Origin of the sequence: Cupriavidus sp. DF5525 (assembly GCF_040149425.2) — a bacterium.
GTDB classification, from domain to species: domain Bacteria; phylum Pseudomonadota; class Gammaproteobacteria; order Burkholderiales; family Burkholderiaceae; genus Cupriavidus; species Cupriavidus pickettii_A.
In genome coordinates this window covers 488,749-504,199 of record NZ_CP168267.1, presented here as the reverse complement: position 1 = coordinate 504,199, position 15,451 = coordinate 488,749, and the positions used below count along the sequence as shown (strand labels likewise).

Sequence of the window (15,451 nt, the reverse complement as noted above, 5' to 3'; positions counted from 1 at the left end):
TCTCAGCGAAGCCCAAGGGAACGGGCGATGATGCCGCGCAGGATCTGGCGCGTGCCGCCACGCAGCGAAAAGCTCGGCGCCAGCTGGGTGATATAGGCGTGGGCGCGCAGCAGGTCCTCGGATGGCACGAACGCCGGCATCTGCTCCATCGCCTCGCTGATCCACCCGGGCACGGCCTGTTCGAATTCCGTGCCGAGGTCCTTGACGTACGACGCATCGATTTCCGGGTTTTCACCCTTGTCGAGCCGATCCGCAACCGCCAGCGACATCGCCCGCATCACCGCCACGCGCCCCGCGATGCGCCCGGCAATGGCCTTGACCGAGTCGGGCACCGGCAGGCCGCTGGCCTTCACTTCCGCCAGCCAGGTCTCGGCCAGCATCAGGCTGGTCAGGATGCGTTCCGGGCCGCTGCGCTCGAAGGCCAGTTCCGCGGTCACCTGCTTCCAGCCGGAGCCCTCTTCGCCGACCAGTGCATCCGCGGGCAGGTCCACGTCTTCGAACACCACCTCGCAGAAGTGGCCGTCGCCGGCCAGGTCGCGGATCGGGCGCGCGGTAATACCGGGCAGGCTCAGGTCGATCAGCACTTGCGACAGCCCCTTGTGGCGATCGCCATGCTGGCCGGAAGTGCGCACCAGCGCGCACATGTACTGCGCGCGGTGGGCATTGGTGGTCCAGATCTTGCGGCCGTTCAGGCGCCAGCCGGTCTCGGTGCGTACCGCGCGGGTGCGTACCGAGGACAGGTCCGAGCCTGTGTCCGGCTCGCTCATGCCGATGCAGATAAAGATCTCGCCGCGGATCAGCTTCGGCAGGAAGAACCGCTTCTGCGCTTCGCTGCCATAGCGCAGGATCAGTGGCGCGGTCTGGCGGTCGGCGAACCAGTGCGCCGATACCGGCGCGCCGGCGGCAATCAGCTCTTCCACCAGAACGAAGCGGGCAAAGGCGCTGCGGCCGGCGCCACCGTACTCGGTCGGCAGGGCCAGGCCGATCCAGCCGTGCTCGCCGAGCGCGCGGCTGAAGCCGCCATCAAAGCCCATCCAGGTGCGCGCGCGCACGGATGCCGGCACGCCGCGCAGCGTGGTCTGCAGGAATTGTCGGATCGGGGTCCGCAGCGCCTCGTCCTCGGGCGGAATGCTGACGAGCGGCAGGGAATCGAGGGTCGAGTTCAATATAGCTCCCGGTTTGGATGCAGGAATTCAGGGGTTCGCCAGCGTCAGTCGCCGGCGGCATCGGCAAGGCGCGTGGCGCCCTGCCTGGCCAGTTCGCGGATGTCTTGCTCGCTGTAGCCGGCCTCGGCCAGCACCTGGGCACTGTGTTCGCCCAGCCGCGGCGCCTGCCGCGTGACCTTCGGCTGCGACTTCGACCATTGCGACGGAATCGCCATCGTGCGGATCGCGCCTTCGCTGGGATGCTCGACGACATCGAAGAAGCCCACCGCGTCGAGGTGCGGGTCCGCCACCAGCGAATCCACGGTATGCAGCTGCATCACTGGCATGTCGGCGGCTTCCAGCACCTCGATCCATTCCGCCGTGGTGCGCGTCGGCATGATCTCCGCCACCATGCGGTACAGCTCGTGGATATGCTTGTTGCGCTCGACGATGGAACTGAAGCGCGAGTCGCTGTCCATCAGGTCGGGCTGGCCGATCAGCGCCAGGAACTTGCGCCACTGCTTGTCGTTGTAGAGCAGCACGCACAGGTAGCCGTCCCGGGTCCGGTACGGACGGCGGTGCTCATTGAGGATGCGCGCATAGCCGCTGGGCCCGATGGGCGGCTCGAAGGTCAGCCCGCCCATGTGGTCGCCCAGGATGAACTGGGCCATGGTTTCGAACATGGGCACGTCGATCGACTGCCCTTCGCCCGTGCGCTCGCGGTGGAAAAGCCCGGCGATGACCGCATTGACCGCTGCCAGGCCCACGACGCGGTCCGCGATCGCGCTGGGCGCGTAGCGCGGCACGTCGCTGCCCGCCTGCCTGGCCAGCGTGGGAATGGCGACGGCACCCTGGATCAGGTCGTCGTAGGCGGACTTGGCCGCGTACGGGCCGCCCTGCCCGTAGCCATACAAGCCCACGTACAGGATGCGCGGATTGACCTTGGCCACTTCCTCGTAGCTCAGGTTCAGCCGTGCCATGGCTTGCGGACGCACGTTGTAGATCAGCACGTCGGCGTCCGCGGCGATGCGCAGCAGCGCCTCGCGCCCGGCTGGCGCCTTCAGGTCCAGCACGATGCTGCGCTTGCTGCGGTTGGCGTGGAGGAAGATGCCGGACATGCCGGCGTGGCGCCGCGGTCCGACCTCGCGCACGGTATCGCCATCGGGCGGCTCTACCTTGATCACGTCGGCACCGAGGTCGCCAAGGATCTGCGTCGCGTAGGGCCCCATCAGCACCGTCGTCATGTCGACGATGCGCACACCCTGCAATGGGCCGCTCATCTGGAACTCCCGGCCCTTTCGGCGACGGATAGTCGGAATGCGGTGAATGTCATCATGCCTCCTTGAATCGTGTTGAGGAATGCTACGGAAGCACGCGGTTCGAGAAAAATACTTTGTGTATGTCGCTCAATACATGGCTTGTATCGGTGCGCACGAATGCCCGGCGCATGGGCATGCAGCGCCCGCCTCCGTCCGGAGGGAAGCGAGCGCCATCCGGGCGCGGCTAGCGCCCCGCGTGCGGCACGACAATGCCGAAAGCCGGGTCAAAGGTGGTCAACATGGCCATCAGCTCGCTGAGCTTCTTTGCATCTCCCTCCACCTTGACCTTGCCCTGCCGAAGCGCCGTGGGCAGGTCCAGTTGGCGCAGGTTGATGCGGTCCAGCGTCGGCTTGCTCATCTTCACGATCACATCCGCGCTGGCGTGCCGGCTGTTCTCGCGATACGTCAGCACCCCGTTGCGCAGCGTCAGCGCAAAGGGCTGGCCGGTATCCGAGAAGACCCAGTTCAGCGTCATGTCGTGCCCCTGCGCCTTGTCGGAGTCGAGCCGCACCGCCATGTAGTCGAAGAACATCGCCGGCTCCAGCGCTCGCACCAGGTCGGCGGTATTGCGCGAGGCGGACGCCGGCGGCACCCCCTCACGCAATTCCCTGGCGCCCGTGAGGTACATGTTGCGCCACAGCGAGTTTTCGCTCTGGTAGCCCAGTTGCTCCAGCGCGTCTGCCTGCGCCTCGCGGGCAGCCCTGTTCTGCGGGTCAGCGAACACCAGGTGATTGCCCAGCTGCGTGGCCCAGCGGTACTCGCCCTTGTCGATCGCCTCGCGCACCAGCCTCAGCACGTTGTCCGGACCGCCCATGGCCTGCACATAGCGCCTGGCTGCCTGGGCCGGAGGCAGGGGGTTCAGGTTGGCCGGATTGGCATCATAGAAGCCGAGATAGCGCTGGTACACAGCACGCGCGTTGAAGCTGAGCGAGCCGTAGTAGCCGCGCGTATACCACTTCTTCTCCAGCTCGCCGGGCAACTTTTGCATGGCCTCCGCGATCTCCATCGGCGTAAGCCCCTGGTTCAGCAGGTGGAGCGTGCGGTCATTGAGGAACGTGTACATGTCGCGCTGGTCGGCCATCATCGTGCGAATGCGTTCGCCACCCCAGGTGGGCCAGTTGTGCTGAGCCAGCATCACCTCCGCGCGGTCGCCGTAGCGCACAAGGCTTTCGTCCAGGTACTTGCCCCAAGCCTTGGGGTCGCGCACCGGTGCGCCGCGCGGCGTCAGGATGTTGTGCATGGTCCGTGTGGCGTTCTCGGCCATGCACAGCGCGCGCATCTGCGGCAGGTAGAAGTTCATTTCCGCCGGGGCTTCCGTGCCCGGGGTGAGCTGGAACTCGAACTCCACGCCGTCGATGTGACGGGCTTCGTAGCGCTCGTGTATGAGTTCCGTGGGTGCGATCAGGCTGATCGTCCCTCCGGAGGAGCCGCCCTTGCCGATGCCGGTGTCCACTTGCCCGCGCGCATCGCGAGGCACGCCGGAGCCCGCCTGGTAGATCGCGCGGCGGAACATGGCTGTGCCGGCGAACACGTTCTCGCTGACGGCCTCCTGCATGAAGCCGGCAGGCGCGTAGATGGCCACTTTGCCGGCCTTGACGTCGGCTTCGTCCACCACGCCCCGCACACCGCCGAAATGGTCCACATGGCTATGGGTATAGATCACCGCCACCACCGGCTTGCCCGGTCGATGGCCGTAGTAGAGATCCAGGGCTGCCCTGGCCGTCTCAGTGCTGATCAGCGGGTCGACCACGATGATGCCGCGCTCGCCCTCGACGATGGTCATGTTGGACAGGTCCAGGCCCCGGACCTGGTAAAGCCGGTCCGTTACCTGGAAGAGCCCGGCATTGGCGTTGAGCTGCGCCATGCGCCACAAGCTCGGGTTCACCGAATCCGGGCTATTCGGCGCCTGCTGGAATTCGTAGTCGGCGGTGTTCCAGATGACCTGGCCAGCCGCGTTGCGGATTTCGCCGCGGAACGGCGCCACCAGCCCGCGCCGCACGGACTCATAGTCGGCACGGTCGCTGAACGGCAACTGCTGCAGCACGGCAGCGTTGCTGCTCGCCGTGAAGGCACTCGCCGGCTTCGGCTGCTTCGGCATCTCGGCGGCATGAACGCCGGTGGTCAGCGCCAGCGCCACGGCGGTCGCCAGCACGCGGCTGCGCGCCGGACAGTCGTCCACGCCGTGGCGAGGCTCGGCTGCCCGGGATACGGACGCGCGCTCCGCCGCAGGCTCCGAAACCGGCACCGGCGCCTCGGCCGGCTGCCTCGTTGCAGGGAAGCTGTGGGAACCAGCCCGTTCGATGCCTCTTACGAGGTCGGCCGCCTTTTCCCCGATCATGATGGCGGGAGCGTTGGTATTGCCGCCCACCAGTGTCGGCATGACGGACGCATCAGCCACTCGCAGCCCCTCTACGCCGCGCACGCGCAGCTGCGGATCGAGCACTGATTCGGGCTCGATGCCCATCCGGCAGGTTCCCACAGGATGGAAGATGATATCGACGTGCCGTCGAATCAAATCGCGCACAGCGTCGTCGTCACTGCCGTCAAGGCGCAGATGCCCATGCGTATGCGCCTTGCCGCCGAGCCGCGCCAACGGACCCTGGCGCAGGATGCGGTTGACCAGGTGAACCCCCGCCAGCATTGTCTCCATGTCGCGAGGGTCGCCCAGCACGTTCTGGTCGATCTTCGGCGCGTGGCGCGCATCCGCGCTGTCCAGCATGACTTTCCCGCGGCTGTGCGGGCGAAGCACGCAAACGTGAAGGCAATAGCCATGGATATTGCGCGCCCTGGGATCCCCCAAGGTGGTGGTGAAGTGCAACTGCAGGTCAGGATCGGCCAGCGTCGGGTCGGTCTTCAGGAAGCCACCTGTCTCGGCGATGTTGGAAGCCAGCATGCCGAAGCGCTCCTTCTTGTAGCGGCGCCATTCCTTGAACAGCCGTAGCCCGCCACGCATCGTGAAGGCATAGAGATCCGTGCTGAACAGCTGCTGCTGCAGCTTCATGTCCGGATGTTCCTGCAGGTTCTGGCCAACGCCCGGCGCATCGAAGACGACGTCGATGCCGTGTTCCCGCAAGTGTCCGGCCGGACCAACCCCCGACACCATCAGCAGTTGCGGCGAGCCGAACGTACCCGCGCTGAGGATGATTTCGCGTCGCGCCCGCAGGGTATACTGCATGCCGCCGCGCTCCACCAGCACACCTGTCGCACGCCTGCCCTCGAATACGATGCGCAGCACCTGCGTATCCGTCATCACATCCAGATTGTCGCGCCCGCCGTTCAGCGCCGCGGCATTGCCGCCGTGCAGGTAGGCACGCGCTGCGTTCCAGCGTTCGCCGTCACGCTGCGTACGCTGGAAGAAACCGACCCCCTCCTGCTGAGGCCCATTGAAATCGTGGTTATAGCGGTGCCCGGCGGCCTGGGCCGCTTCGACAAAACGCCGATCGAAGGGATTGAGCGAACGCGTGTCGACCACATGTAGCGGCCCTTGACCGCCATGCCAGTTATCCTCGGCCGCGCCGCCAAGGCGTTCATTGCACTCGGAGCGCTTGAAGTAGGGAAGCACGTCGCTCCAGCCCCAGCCATCGCAGCCAAGCTCTGACCAATGGTCATAGTCGGATGGCGTGCCACGGATGTAGATCATGCCGTTGATGGAGGAAGTGCCACCCAGCCCCCTGCCTCGTGGCTGATAGCCCCGCCTGCCATCCAGGGCGGGCTGCGGCTCAGTGGTGAAGCCATAGTTGAACGGGCCCGGCTTCGGTACCGTGGCGGCAAGGCCGACCGGGATCGTGATTGCCGGCCGGCAGTCGTGGCCGCCGGCTTCCAGCAGTGCTACAGTGCCGCCGCGCGCATCGGCCAATCGCCCGGCCACGGCGCAACCCGCCGAGCCGGCCCCGATCACAATGTAGTCATAAGAATCGTGCAATTCGCGCTCCTTGTTGCTCGCGACGTCCGGCGCGGCATCGCTACCCGGACAATGCCGGCGATGTCCTGCGCCGCTGGAAAAATGCGGGGAATCCCTGCAATGCCGGGTTCCCCCGCTCGAACAGCCACCCGCGACCGCCGGGATCGCCTCAGAAGATGTGACGAATGCCCGTGGTCACGCCAACCATGCCCTTTTGTCCGGCCATCGACGGATAGCCGTACAGAAACAGCGTCTGCGACGAGTCGAAGTTCAGGCCGGCATTGCGCGAGTACGCGGTTGACAGGTATACGTTCGTACGCTTGGACAGGCTGTAGTCCACCAGGAACGAAACCTGCCACGGATTGGCCGGATTGCTGCTAGGTGCCGTCTGGCCCAGGCTGAGGCGCTTGAAATCCGAGTAGTAATAGGCCAGCGACAGCCCCAGCGCCTTGGTTGCCTGGTAGTTGACCCCCGCCCAGTAGTAGTCGTCGCGCGCCAGCGTGTTGCCGTTGGCGAAGTCAACCTTGGCCCAGCGGTAGCCCACCATCGCCTTGAACGGGCCGGTGGCATAGCTGAGCGCGGTGCCCACCTTGCGGCTGTCCCCCTGCTGGCCCGAGGTGACGGTCGGATGCCATTCGTCATAAGCGATGCTGGCGCCCAAGCCGTTGCTCAGCCAGGTCAGCGATGCGCCATAGCCATTGTTGTCGCGGAACGCGCCCGGGACTTCGCCGGCACCACCATTGGCCAGCGGGGTCGAGCCGATCGCCGGTACGCCTACGCCGAACGAGTAGTGGGCGACGGCCTGCAGCGGACCGAACTGGCCCACATACTTGACGACATTGTCTTCGCGGTAGTTCGTGCCCAGTTGCCAGGCCACCGGCTCATAGGTCGTGGCAAAGCGCAGCGGCGCAAAGTTGGCCATGCCTTCGAAGAAAGAGGTGTACTGCCGGCCCAGCATCAGCTTGCCGTAGGCGTTGTTCTGCAGGCCCACGAAGGCCTGGCGGCCGAAGATCCGCCCGGACTGTACGGCGCCGGTGTCCCAGGCGAAGCCGCTTTCCAGCACAAAGATGGCACTGTTGCCGCTGCCCAGGTCCTCCACGCCCCGCAGGCCCCAGCGTGAAGGCGACAGGCCGCCCAGCGTCGGCATCCCCACACGCTTGCCGCCATTGGTGGCAAACACCGGCTGGCCATTGACGACGGTAGGCTGCGCCGTCGCGACACGATTCACGTACTCGATGGACCCGTCGACCACACCGTACAGCGTCACCGAATTTGCCCGCGCCGTCGCGCTGAATCCGCCAAGGGCGCCCAGCGCCGCCAAGGCGAAAATCGTCTTCCTCATTTGTTGTCTTCTCCATGTAGATCGTCTGCGCCAGCCGCAAGCCTGTCGCTTCCGGTCTGGTGCGGGTCGACACCTCCGTGCCGGAGGTGCGGCGTACCATGGCATGCCATGCACGCACCCAAAGGAGAACACCGCAGGCGGGCAGCTGCGCCCCCCTGTCGGGAGGCGTTGGCCCAACCCACACCCCCACTCAGGTCGAGGGGGGACAAAGACCTGCAGGCAATGCGCCGCTGCGGGCGCGGACAAAAAAACTCCGGCATCACGCCGGAGCCAACCGCCCGTCACATCGAGCCATGACGGGCGTGGAGACAACTTGTTTGCAGCCATGAGGCCCGAGGGTTGCGCCGGCTTACCTGCCGTTTCATGCGCAACACTGTTCCGCGACAGCCCGATATGCGCTTGCGCGGCGCAGGCGTATGAACGGTTTGGCCTGCGAGCGCTGCCCCGCGTCCCTCAGGAGCGGGATTCGCGATCCCAGTCGAAGCGTGCCGGCTTGCCCTGGAGAAAGGCTGCGACCGCTTCGGCGTAGTACGGCACCGCGGAAGCGAGCGCCTGCGCCTGGCACTCCAGGTCGAGCAGGGTGTCGTAGGAGCTTTCGAAGGTTCGGTTGAGGGCCCGCTTCATCAGCGCGAGCGCCTCCTGCGGCGCGGCCACGAAGCGCTGCGCAAAGCGGCGTGCTTCCTGTTCCAGCCGGTCGGCGGGATGGACGGCATGCACGATGCCGCAGCGCCTGGCATCGACCACCTCGAGCCGCCGGCCGGTAAACATCAGTTCTTTCGCAAGCATCATCCCCACCGCCCGCGGCAGCGCATAGAGCGACCCCATGTCGGGCAGCAGCCCGACCTTGGCGAACGACATGCAGAACGAGGCCCGCTCCGAAGCCAGCACGAAATCCGCCGCCAGCGCCAGCGAGAATCCCGCCCCGGCCGCGGGACCGTCCACCGCCGCGATGACCGGAATCTCCAGGTCGCGCAGCCGCCGCAACCACTTGTGGATGTCCTGCAGCCGGCGGCGCATCGCCTCCGGCGCGCGCGCCGCGGGATCGGGGCTGGCGAAGATCGCCTGGATCGACTTCAGGTCGCCGCCCGCGCAGAAGCTGCCGCCGGAGCCGGTCAGGATCAATGCGCGGATGCCCCGGTCGTCCTCGACGCGGTCGAGCATGTCGTGATAGTCCTGCCTCATTTCCAGCGTCAGCGCGTTGCGCGACGCCGGGCGCTGGTGGGTGAACACCGCCACGCCGTCCGCAACGGACAAGTGGCTGTGGCGCAATGGGATCTGCTGGTCCTGCATCGTCGTGTGTCCTCCGGGGAGTGGATGTGCGCGCGGCTCAGCGGACGCGCCTGCGCACCGTAGAGCCCCTGGCAGCAGTGTGGCGCGGCATATCGCCTTGCCGCCCCCCTCATCTCAAGGGGGTTGGCCCCGCGTCGCCTATGAATCGGTGCCTATGCGTGCGCGGCACCCCCAGTGGTGGGGGGCGTTCGCGGCAAGGCTCCCGCTTAAGGTTGACGACATCCGAAATGCAGGCGGGCCCGCGGGCCGCCGATCCACTGGAGAGCCTTCATGAACTTTGCACCCGACCCCAATCTCGATGCCTTCCGCCAGCAAGTGCGCGCGTTCCTGCACCAGCACTTGCCGGCCGACCTGCCGCGCCGCAAGGACGGCCTGCGCTCGCCGCGCGCTGACGTGGTGCGCTGGCAGCGCATCCTCAATGCCCAGGGCTGGGGTGCGCCCTACTGGGCAACGGAGCATGGCGGGACCGGTTGGAGCGTGCAGCAGCGCTTGGTGTTCGACGAAGAATGCGCGGCCGCCGGCACCCCCTCGCAGGATTCGTTCGCGCAGAAGCTGGTAGGCCCGGTGCTGAATCATTTCGCCACACCCGAGCAGAAGGCAGAGCACCTGCCGCCGATCTTCAACGGCGAGCGCCTCTGGTGCCAGGGCTTCTCCGAACCCGGCGCAGGCTCCGACCTGGCGTCGCTGCGGACCCGCGCCGACCGCGACGGAGACCACTATGTGATCAACGGCCAGAAGATCTGGACCAGCTATGCGCATCATACCGACTGGATCTTCCTGCTGGTGCGCACGGATGCCAACGTCAAGAAGCAGTCCGGCATCAGCTTTCTGCTGGTGGATATGAAAACCCCGGGCATTACCGTGCGCCCGATCATCAGCATCGACGGTTGCCACCACCTCAATGAAACCTTCTTCGACAACGTGCGCGTGCCGGTGAAGAACCTGATAGGCGCCGAGGGCGAAGGCTGGAGCATCACCAAATTCCTGCTTAACAACGAACATGCCTCCACTGCCGACTTGCCCACGCTACGGCGCTTGCATGGCCAGATCAGCGCGCTGTCGCACACCGCGCAGGCAGGCGAGCTGTCGCTGGCGTATCGGTACGAGTTTCTGCTGCGTCTGGCGCGCTACGACGCCGAGCTCAAGGCCATCTCCATCATGGTCCAGCGGGTGGCGGCGATGGAGCAGGACCACAGCCCCGCGGCCCACGCCATGGGCTCCATGCTGAAGGTCCGCGGCACCGAGCTGCAGCAGCGGATGAGTGAGTTCCTGGTTGAAACGCTGGGCGACCACGGCGCCGTTGCCTATCCTGGCACCCACGCCGAACCGTATCGCCAACCGCAGTCGCTGCCGATGGCGCAAACCGCGCAGGGCATAGCGTCCGAGATGTTCTTCCGCCGCGCCACCACCATCTACGGCGGCACCAGCGAGATCCAGCGCTCCATCATCGCCAAATCGCTGTTCCGCCTCTGACGATGCACTAAGCAAAGGAGTCCTTCGGCACACCGCCCGAAGGACTCCGGCGACCAGCGGATCCGGCTACAACGCTTACTCGAGCTGCAACCCGGACGCCGTGATCAGCCGCTTCCACGTCTGCTGGTCGGCCACCACGGCCTTGCCGAGTTCGGGCCCGGTACCCGGGTTCGGCAGGCTGCCGCGGCTGGCGTAGTGGGCCATCGCCTCGGGCGAGTTGACAAACTCCAGCGTGAGCCTGGAAATCCGGTCGACGATCGGCGCGGGCGTGCCTGCCGGCGCAAAAAGGCCGCTCCAGTTAATGCGCGATACCGCCTCGACCACGGTGTTGTTCTGCATGCCAGCCTCGGACAAGGTCGGCACATCGGGCATCAGCGATACGCGCCGGGGACTGAGCACGGCCAGCGCGCGCAGCTTGTTCGACTGGACCAGCGGCATCGCCGCCGTGAACTCGACCATGGTGAAATCGACGTTGCCGCCGATCAGGTCCGGCAGCAGCGTCGCCGTCGCCTTGTAGGGCACATCCGTCGTCTTGATGCCCGCCGCCTCGGTAAACGCCGCCGCCATCAGCCGGTAGCCGGTGCTGCTGCTGGCGCCGTTGAGCTTGCCGGGGCGGGCGCGCGCCGCATTGACGAGATCCGTCACGGACTTGTACGGGGAACTTGCGGCCACCACCAGCGCGACCGGCAGCGACGACATGCGCGCCACCGGCACAAAATCCTTGCCGGGGTTGTACGGCAGTTGCTTAACGAGGTAGGGGTTCGCCGACATCGCGCTGGATGCGGTCAGTAGCAGCGTGTAGCCGTCCGGCGCGGCCTTGGCCACATAGTCATTGGCGATGATCATGTTGGCGCCGGGCCGGTTCTCCACCACCACGCTCTGCCCCAGCTTCTGGGCCAGGAACTTCGCCAACAGCCGGGTGTAGTCATCGATGCCGGTGCCGGGGCTGGCAACGGATACGATCTTGATGACGCGTTCCGGATAGTTCTGTGCCTGCGCTCCGGCCGGGGATGCCAGGGCCGCCAGCACGCCGGTGGCGGCCGCAGCCAGGATCCGGCGGCGCCGGCGTGAAATGCCATCGTGCATAGGTGTCTCCTCCTTGTCTGTGCTGCCCTGGTGCGGGCAGCCGGCGTTGTAGAGAGGTCCGGCGGGTTATGGGAACCGCCTGAGGATCGATTCCGCGATGCAGACCAGCTTGCTGCCGCCTTGCCGCTCCACGGTCATTTCGAGCTTCAGTTGCGCGCCGCCCTTCTCCAGCGGGTCGAACGACACCAGCCTGAAATGCGCGCGCAGCAGGCTCCCGACCGGAACCGGCGCGGGAAAGCGCACCTTGTCCAGGCCGTAGTTCACGCCGGTGCTGCTGTTCTTCACCTTGTAGGCGGTATGGGAAAACGCCGGCAACAGGCTCAGGGTCAGGAAGCCGTGCGCGATCGGCGCGCCGAACGGGCCGTCCTTGGCACGCACCGGGTCCACGTGGATCCACTGGTGATCGCCGGTCGCATCGGCAAACAGGTTGATACGATCCTGCTCCAGCATCAGCCACTCGCTGGTCCCGATGACTTCGCCGACCAGCGGCTGCAGGTCACTGATGTTCTCGTAGATCTTCATGCTTGCATTTCCTTTCCGCTCAGGGATGCCTGCAGGGCGCGCGCGTTGCACGCCTCATGCAGGTCTGCGTTGCCAAACAGCACGTCCGCCACCACGGCGCGCTTGAAGTAGTGGCCCACGGTGTACTCCTCGGTCATGCCGATGCCTCCATGCAGCTGGATGCCCTGCCCGCTGACATAGCGGGCGGCGCGGCCGATCAGCGCCTTGGCTTGCGACACAGTCCGCGCGAGGTCGGCCTCGCCGTCGTTCTCGATCGATGCCAGCAGCGCATACAGCATCGAGCGTGCGACTTCGAGTTCGGCTGCCATGTCCGCCATGCGGTGCTGCAGCGCCTGGAAGCTGCCGATGGGCACCCCGAACTGCTTGCGCACCTTGAGGTATTCTGCCGTGATCTCGATGGTCTTCTCCATGCCGCCGACCAGTTCGGCGCAGAGAGCGGCGATGCCGTGCGTGAGCCCGTGGCGCAGCGCAGCCTGTGCCTTGCCGGCATCGCCAAGCAATGCGTCGGCTGGCACAAAGGCCTGGTCGAAGGTCACCTCCGCCGCCCAGCTGCCGTCATGCAGCGGCAGCGCAACGCGCTGCACGCCAGCGGCGTCGGCCGGCACCAGGAACAGGCTGCACAGGGCAGCCTCGTCGGACTTGCCGGGCAGCATGGCGGACACGATGAAGGCGTCGGCATCGCAGCCGCCGAGCACCAGCGTCTTGGTGCCATGCAGGAGGTAGCCGCCGGGCGCCGGTTCGGCGCGCGTCGCCACGGGTTCGGGCAGGCCGCGCGACTGCGCCTCGCTGTAGGCCAGCGCAAACCGGCGTGAACCGTCCGCCAGCGCCGGCACTAGTGCTTCGAGCTGCTCGGGGCCAGCTGCCGCCGCCAGGGTCTGCGCAGCCAGCACCGCGCTGCCGAGATATGGCTCCACCACCAGGCCACGACCCAACTCCGTCGCGATCAACACCGTGTCGATGATCGAGCCGCCCAGGCCACCGGCCGCCTCCGGCAGCGCTGCCGCCAGCCAGCCGTTCTCGGCAAAGGTGGCCCAGTGCCTGGCGTTGCAGGGCTCGGCGGACTTGACCCGGGCCGTGCGCGCCTCGAAGTCGTAAGCTTTGTCGACGAAGCGGCGCACGCTGTCCTGAAGCAGGCGCTGTTCGTCAGTCAGGTTGAAATTCATGATCGGTCAGTGCCTTCAGAGTTGGAACATTGACTTGGCGATGATCGTGCGCTGCACCTCGCTGGTACCGCCATAGATCGTCGAGGCGCGGCGGAAGAACATCTCGTTGGTGATGCCGCGGGCGGCGTCCTGCGCGGGCAGCGGCGCGGCGGCATCGGCGTCCTGTGGCGTCGGCGTCGGGTACGCCACGGCGCCGTAGTCCCCCAGCGCCTCTGACAAGAAGCTGCTCATCTTCTGCAGCAGCTCGGTGCCGCGGATCTTCAGGATCGAGCCCATGGCATGCGCGGCGGGGCTGTGGTCCTCCTCCATCGCCGCTACGCGCTGGACCAGCGTGGCGATGGCGGCGAGCTCCGCCTCGAAGCGCGCCAGCTGCAGCGCAAATTCGTGCCGCTCCAGCAGCACGCTGCCGCGCTGGCACCGGTGCGTCGCCAGCGCATGGATCTGCGCTAGGTAGCGACGCAGCATCGGCAGGTCGGCAGCCGTGGCGTGTTCGTTGTTGAGCAGGAACTTGGTGATTTTCCAGCCTTCTCCCTCTGCGCCCACCAGGTTCTCCACCGGTACGCGCACGTTGTCGAAGAAGGTTTCGTTCAGGTGGTGGCAGCTGTCGATGGTGACGATGGGGCGAACCGTGATGCCCGGCGTCTTCATGTCCACCAGCAGGAAGCTGATGCCTGCCTGCTTCTTGACCTCGGTGTCGGTTCGCACCAGCAGGAAGATCCAGTCGGCGCGGTGGGCGTAGCTGGTCCAGATCTTCTGGCCGTTGACCACGTAGTGGTCGCCGTCGCGCACGGCGCTGGTGCGCAGCGAGGCCAGGTCCGAGCCGGAGCCTGGCTCCGAGAAGCCCTGGCACCACTGGCGCTCGCCGCTGAAGATATGCGGCAGGTGCTCTGCCCTCTGCGCCGGTGTCCCGAATGCGTTCAGCACAGGGCCAAGCAGCTTCTGCGCACCTGTATCCTGCGAAGGCGCACCGACCGCCGTGCATTCCTCGTCGAACACCAGGCGCTGCATCACGCTCCAGCCGGTGCCGCCATGGTCGGTTGCCCAGTAAGGCGCGCCCCAGCCCTTCTCGTTCAGGATGCGCTGCCAGCGCTTGAGTTCCGACTTGGGCGAGCGCGTGCCGATGCGGATGCGGCCGCTCAGATCGGCGGGCAGGTTTTCGCGCAGGAAGGCACGCACCTCCTCGCGAAAGGCCTCCAGGCCCAGGTCACGTTGAAAATCCATGCTATGTCTCCTCGGACGCTGGCGACAGGCCATCAGGACTGCTGCCGCCGCGTCGCTTCAGGGCTGGCGGTTAGACCGGGTCCCAGCCGAACACATCGCGCGACAGGTCCAGCTTGTAAAACGAGCCCTGGAACATCGGGATGGCGCGCTCGACGCAGGATTCGACGGTCCAGCCTTCGCTGTTGTGGGCCGTGCGGATCGGACGCGGCTGCGAGAACAGATAGATCTCGTTGTTGCGCACGCCAAAGATCTGTCCGGTGACGTCCCTGGCCTGGTCCGTCATCAGCGCGAGCGTGAACGGCGCAATCTTGCCGGCTTCCAGGCGCATGTTGATCTTCATGCGTTCGGCCGCTTCTGGCGTATTGGTGGGAATGCTGCCCACCATGCGCGTGAAGGCGAACGGCGCGATGCAGTTCGAGCGGACATTGAACTTTTGCATATCGACCGCGATGGACTTCGACAGGCCGACGATGCCGAGCTTGGCCGCCGAGTAGTTGGCCTGGCCGAAGTTGCCGATCAGGCCGGCGGTAGAGGTCATGTGCACGAAAGCACCGCTTTCCTGCGCCTTGAAGTGCGGCGCCACGGCGCGCGAAACGTTCCAGCTGCCCTTCAGGTGCACGCGGATCACGGCATCGAAGTCGTCCTCGCTCATCTTGTGGAAGATGATGTCGCGCAGGTTGCCGGCATTGTTGACCACGCCATCGACGCGGCCGTACAGGTCCAGCGCCTGCTGCACGATCTTCTGGGCCGAGTTCCAGTCAGCCACGCTGTCGGTACTGGCCGCTGCCTCGCCACCGGCCGCCTTGATCTCGTCTACGGCCTGCTGGGCCGGGCCGGCGCTGCCGCCGGAGCCGTCGATATTGACCCCCAGGTCGTTGACAATCACGCGCGCGCCTTGGCGTGCGGCTTCCAGCGCGATACCTTTGCCGACGCCGGCACCGGCGCCCGTGACGATGATGACTTTCCCTTCAAGCAAGCTCATGTTTGGT

Annotated in this window: 11 protein-coding genes; 1 reads left to right on the top strand and 10 read right to left on the bottom strand. The window is 66.2% G+C overall.

Translation table 11 applies throughout. From position 1 onward, the window contains the following. Positions 1-2: 2 nt before the first annotated feature. From ABNX08_RS36735 to ABNX08_RS36715, 5 genes are all read right to left on the bottom strand, one after another. The gene (locus ABNX08_RS36735; protein WP_349604806.1) at positions 3-1,166 is read right to left on the bottom strand and encodes an acyl-CoA dehydrogenase family protein; all 1,164 of its coding nucleotides are present in this window, start codon (positions 1,164-1,166) and stop codon (positions 3-5) included. Between the two features lie 44 nt (positions 1,167-1,210). Then, positions 1,211-2,425 carry a CoA transferase gene (locus ABNX08_RS36730; RefSeq protein ID WP_349604807.1) on the bottom strand — a complete coding sequence of 405 codons (1,215 nt, stop codon included), beginning with the start codon at positions 2,423-2,425 and terminating at the stop codon, positions 1,211-1,213. Between the two features lie 223 nt (positions 2,426-2,648). Beyond that, the gene (locus tag ABNX08_RS36725; RefSeq protein ID WP_349604808.1) at positions 2,649-6,386 is read right to left on the bottom strand and encodes an alkyl sulfatase dimerization domain-containing protein; all 3,738 of its coding nucleotides are present in this window, start codon (positions 6,384-6,386) and stop codon (positions 2,649-2,651) included. A 148-nt stretch (positions 6,387-6,534) separates the two neighbouring features. Then, on the bottom strand, positions 6,535-7,707 hold the full coding sequence (locus ABNX08_RS36720; RefSeq protein WP_349604809.1) for a porin: 1,173 nt from the start codon (positions 7,705-7,707) through the stop codon (positions 6,535-6,537). A 453-nt stretch (positions 7,708-8,160) separates the two neighbouring features. After that, positions 8,161-8,997: an enoyl-CoA hydratase-related protein gene (locus ABNX08_RS36715; RefSeq protein WP_349604810.1), complete on the bottom strand. Its 837-nt coding sequence runs from the start codon at positions 8,995-8,997 to the stop codon at positions 8,161-8,163. 270 nt (positions 8,998-9,267) lie between these two features. On the opposite strand from ABNX08_RS36715, the gene ABNX08_RS36710 reads away from it, so the two are divergent. Further along, the gene (locus ABNX08_RS36710) at positions 9,268-10,470 is read left to right on the top strand and encodes an acyl-CoA dehydrogenase (protein ID WP_349604811.1); all 1,203 of its coding nucleotides are present in this window, start codon (positions 9,268-9,270) and stop codon (positions 10,468-10,470) included. Positions 10,471-10,545: 75 nt separating this feature from the next. On the opposite strand, the gene ABNX08_RS36705 is transcribed toward ABNX08_RS36710, so the two are convergent. From ABNX08_RS36705 to ABNX08_RS36685, 5 genes are all read right to left on the bottom strand, one after another. Continuing rightward, positions 10,546-11,556 carry a tripartite tricarboxylate transporter substrate binding protein gene (locus ABNX08_RS36705; RefSeq protein ID WP_349604812.1) on the bottom strand — a complete coding sequence of 337 codons (1,011 nt, stop codon included), beginning with the start codon at positions 11,554-11,556 and terminating at the stop codon, positions 10,546-10,548. A 66-nt stretch (positions 11,557-11,622) separates the two neighbouring features. Beyond that, complete coding sequence (locus tag ABNX08_RS36700; protein WP_349604813.1) at positions 11,623-12,078, bottom strand: MaoC family dehydratase; 456 nt, start codon at positions 12,076-12,078, stop codon at positions 11,623-11,625. After that, the gene (locus ABNX08_RS36695; RefSeq protein ID WP_349604815.1) at positions 12,075-13,241 is read right to left on the bottom strand and encodes an acyl-CoA dehydrogenase family protein; all 1,167 of its coding nucleotides are present in this window, start codon (positions 13,239-13,241) and stop codon (positions 12,075-12,077) included. The genes ABNX08_RS36700 and ABNX08_RS36695 overlap by 4 nt, the downstream gene beginning before the upstream one ends. A gap of 15 nt (positions 13,242-13,256) precedes the next feature. Next, a complete protein-coding gene (locus ABNX08_RS36690) occupies positions 13,257-14,462 on the bottom strand; it encodes an acyl-CoA dehydrogenase (RefSeq protein ID WP_349604816.1) in 1,206 nt (401 codons plus the stop codon). Positions 14,463-14,532: 70 nt separating this feature from the next. Beyond that, positions 14,533-15,444: an SDR family NAD(P)-dependent oxidoreductase gene (locus tag ABNX08_RS36685; RefSeq protein WP_349604817.1), complete on the bottom strand. Its 912-nt coding sequence runs from the start codon at positions 15,442-15,444 to the stop codon at positions 14,533-14,535. Positions 15,445-15,451 lie beyond the last annotated feature (7 nt).

Bases quoted from the DNA above. Each gene is read 5' to 3' on its own strand.
- ABNX08_RS36730 (WP_349604807.1), bottom strand. From the start codon at position 2,425: ATGAGCGGCCCATTGCAGGGTGTGCGCATCGTCGACATGACGACGGTG.
- ABNX08_RS36720 (WP_349604809.1), bottom strand. From the start codon at position 7,707: ATGAGGAAGACGATTTTCGCCTTGGCGGCGCTGGGCGCCCTTGGCGGA.
- ABNX08_RS36715 (WP_349604810.1), bottom strand. From the start codon at position 8,997: ATGCAGGACCAGCAGATCCCATTGCGCCACAGCCACTTGTCCGTTGCG.
- ABNX08_RS36710 (WP_349604811.1), top strand. From the start codon at position 9,268: ATGAACTTTGCACCCGACCCCAATCTCGATGCCTTCCGCCAGCAAGTG.
- ABNX08_RS36705 (WP_349604812.1), bottom strand. From the start codon at position 11,556: ATGCACGATGGCATTTCACGCCGGCGCCGCCGGATCCTGGCTGCGGCC.
- ABNX08_RS36700 (WP_349604813.1), bottom strand. From the start codon at position 12,078: ATGAAGATCTACGAGAACATCAGTGACCTGCAGCCGCTGGTCGGCGAA.
- ABNX08_RS36695 (WP_349604815.1), bottom strand. From the start codon at position 13,241: ATGAATTTCAACCTGACTGACGAACAGCGCCTGCTTCAGGACAGCGTG.
- ABNX08_RS36690 (WP_349604816.1), bottom strand. From the start codon at position 14,462: ATGGATTTTCAACGTGACCTGGGCCTGGAGGCCTTTCGCGAGGAGGTG.
- ABNX08_RS36685 (WP_349604817.1), bottom strand. From the start codon at position 15,444: ATGAGCTTGCTTGAAGGGAAAGTCATCATCGTCACGGGCGCCGGTGCC.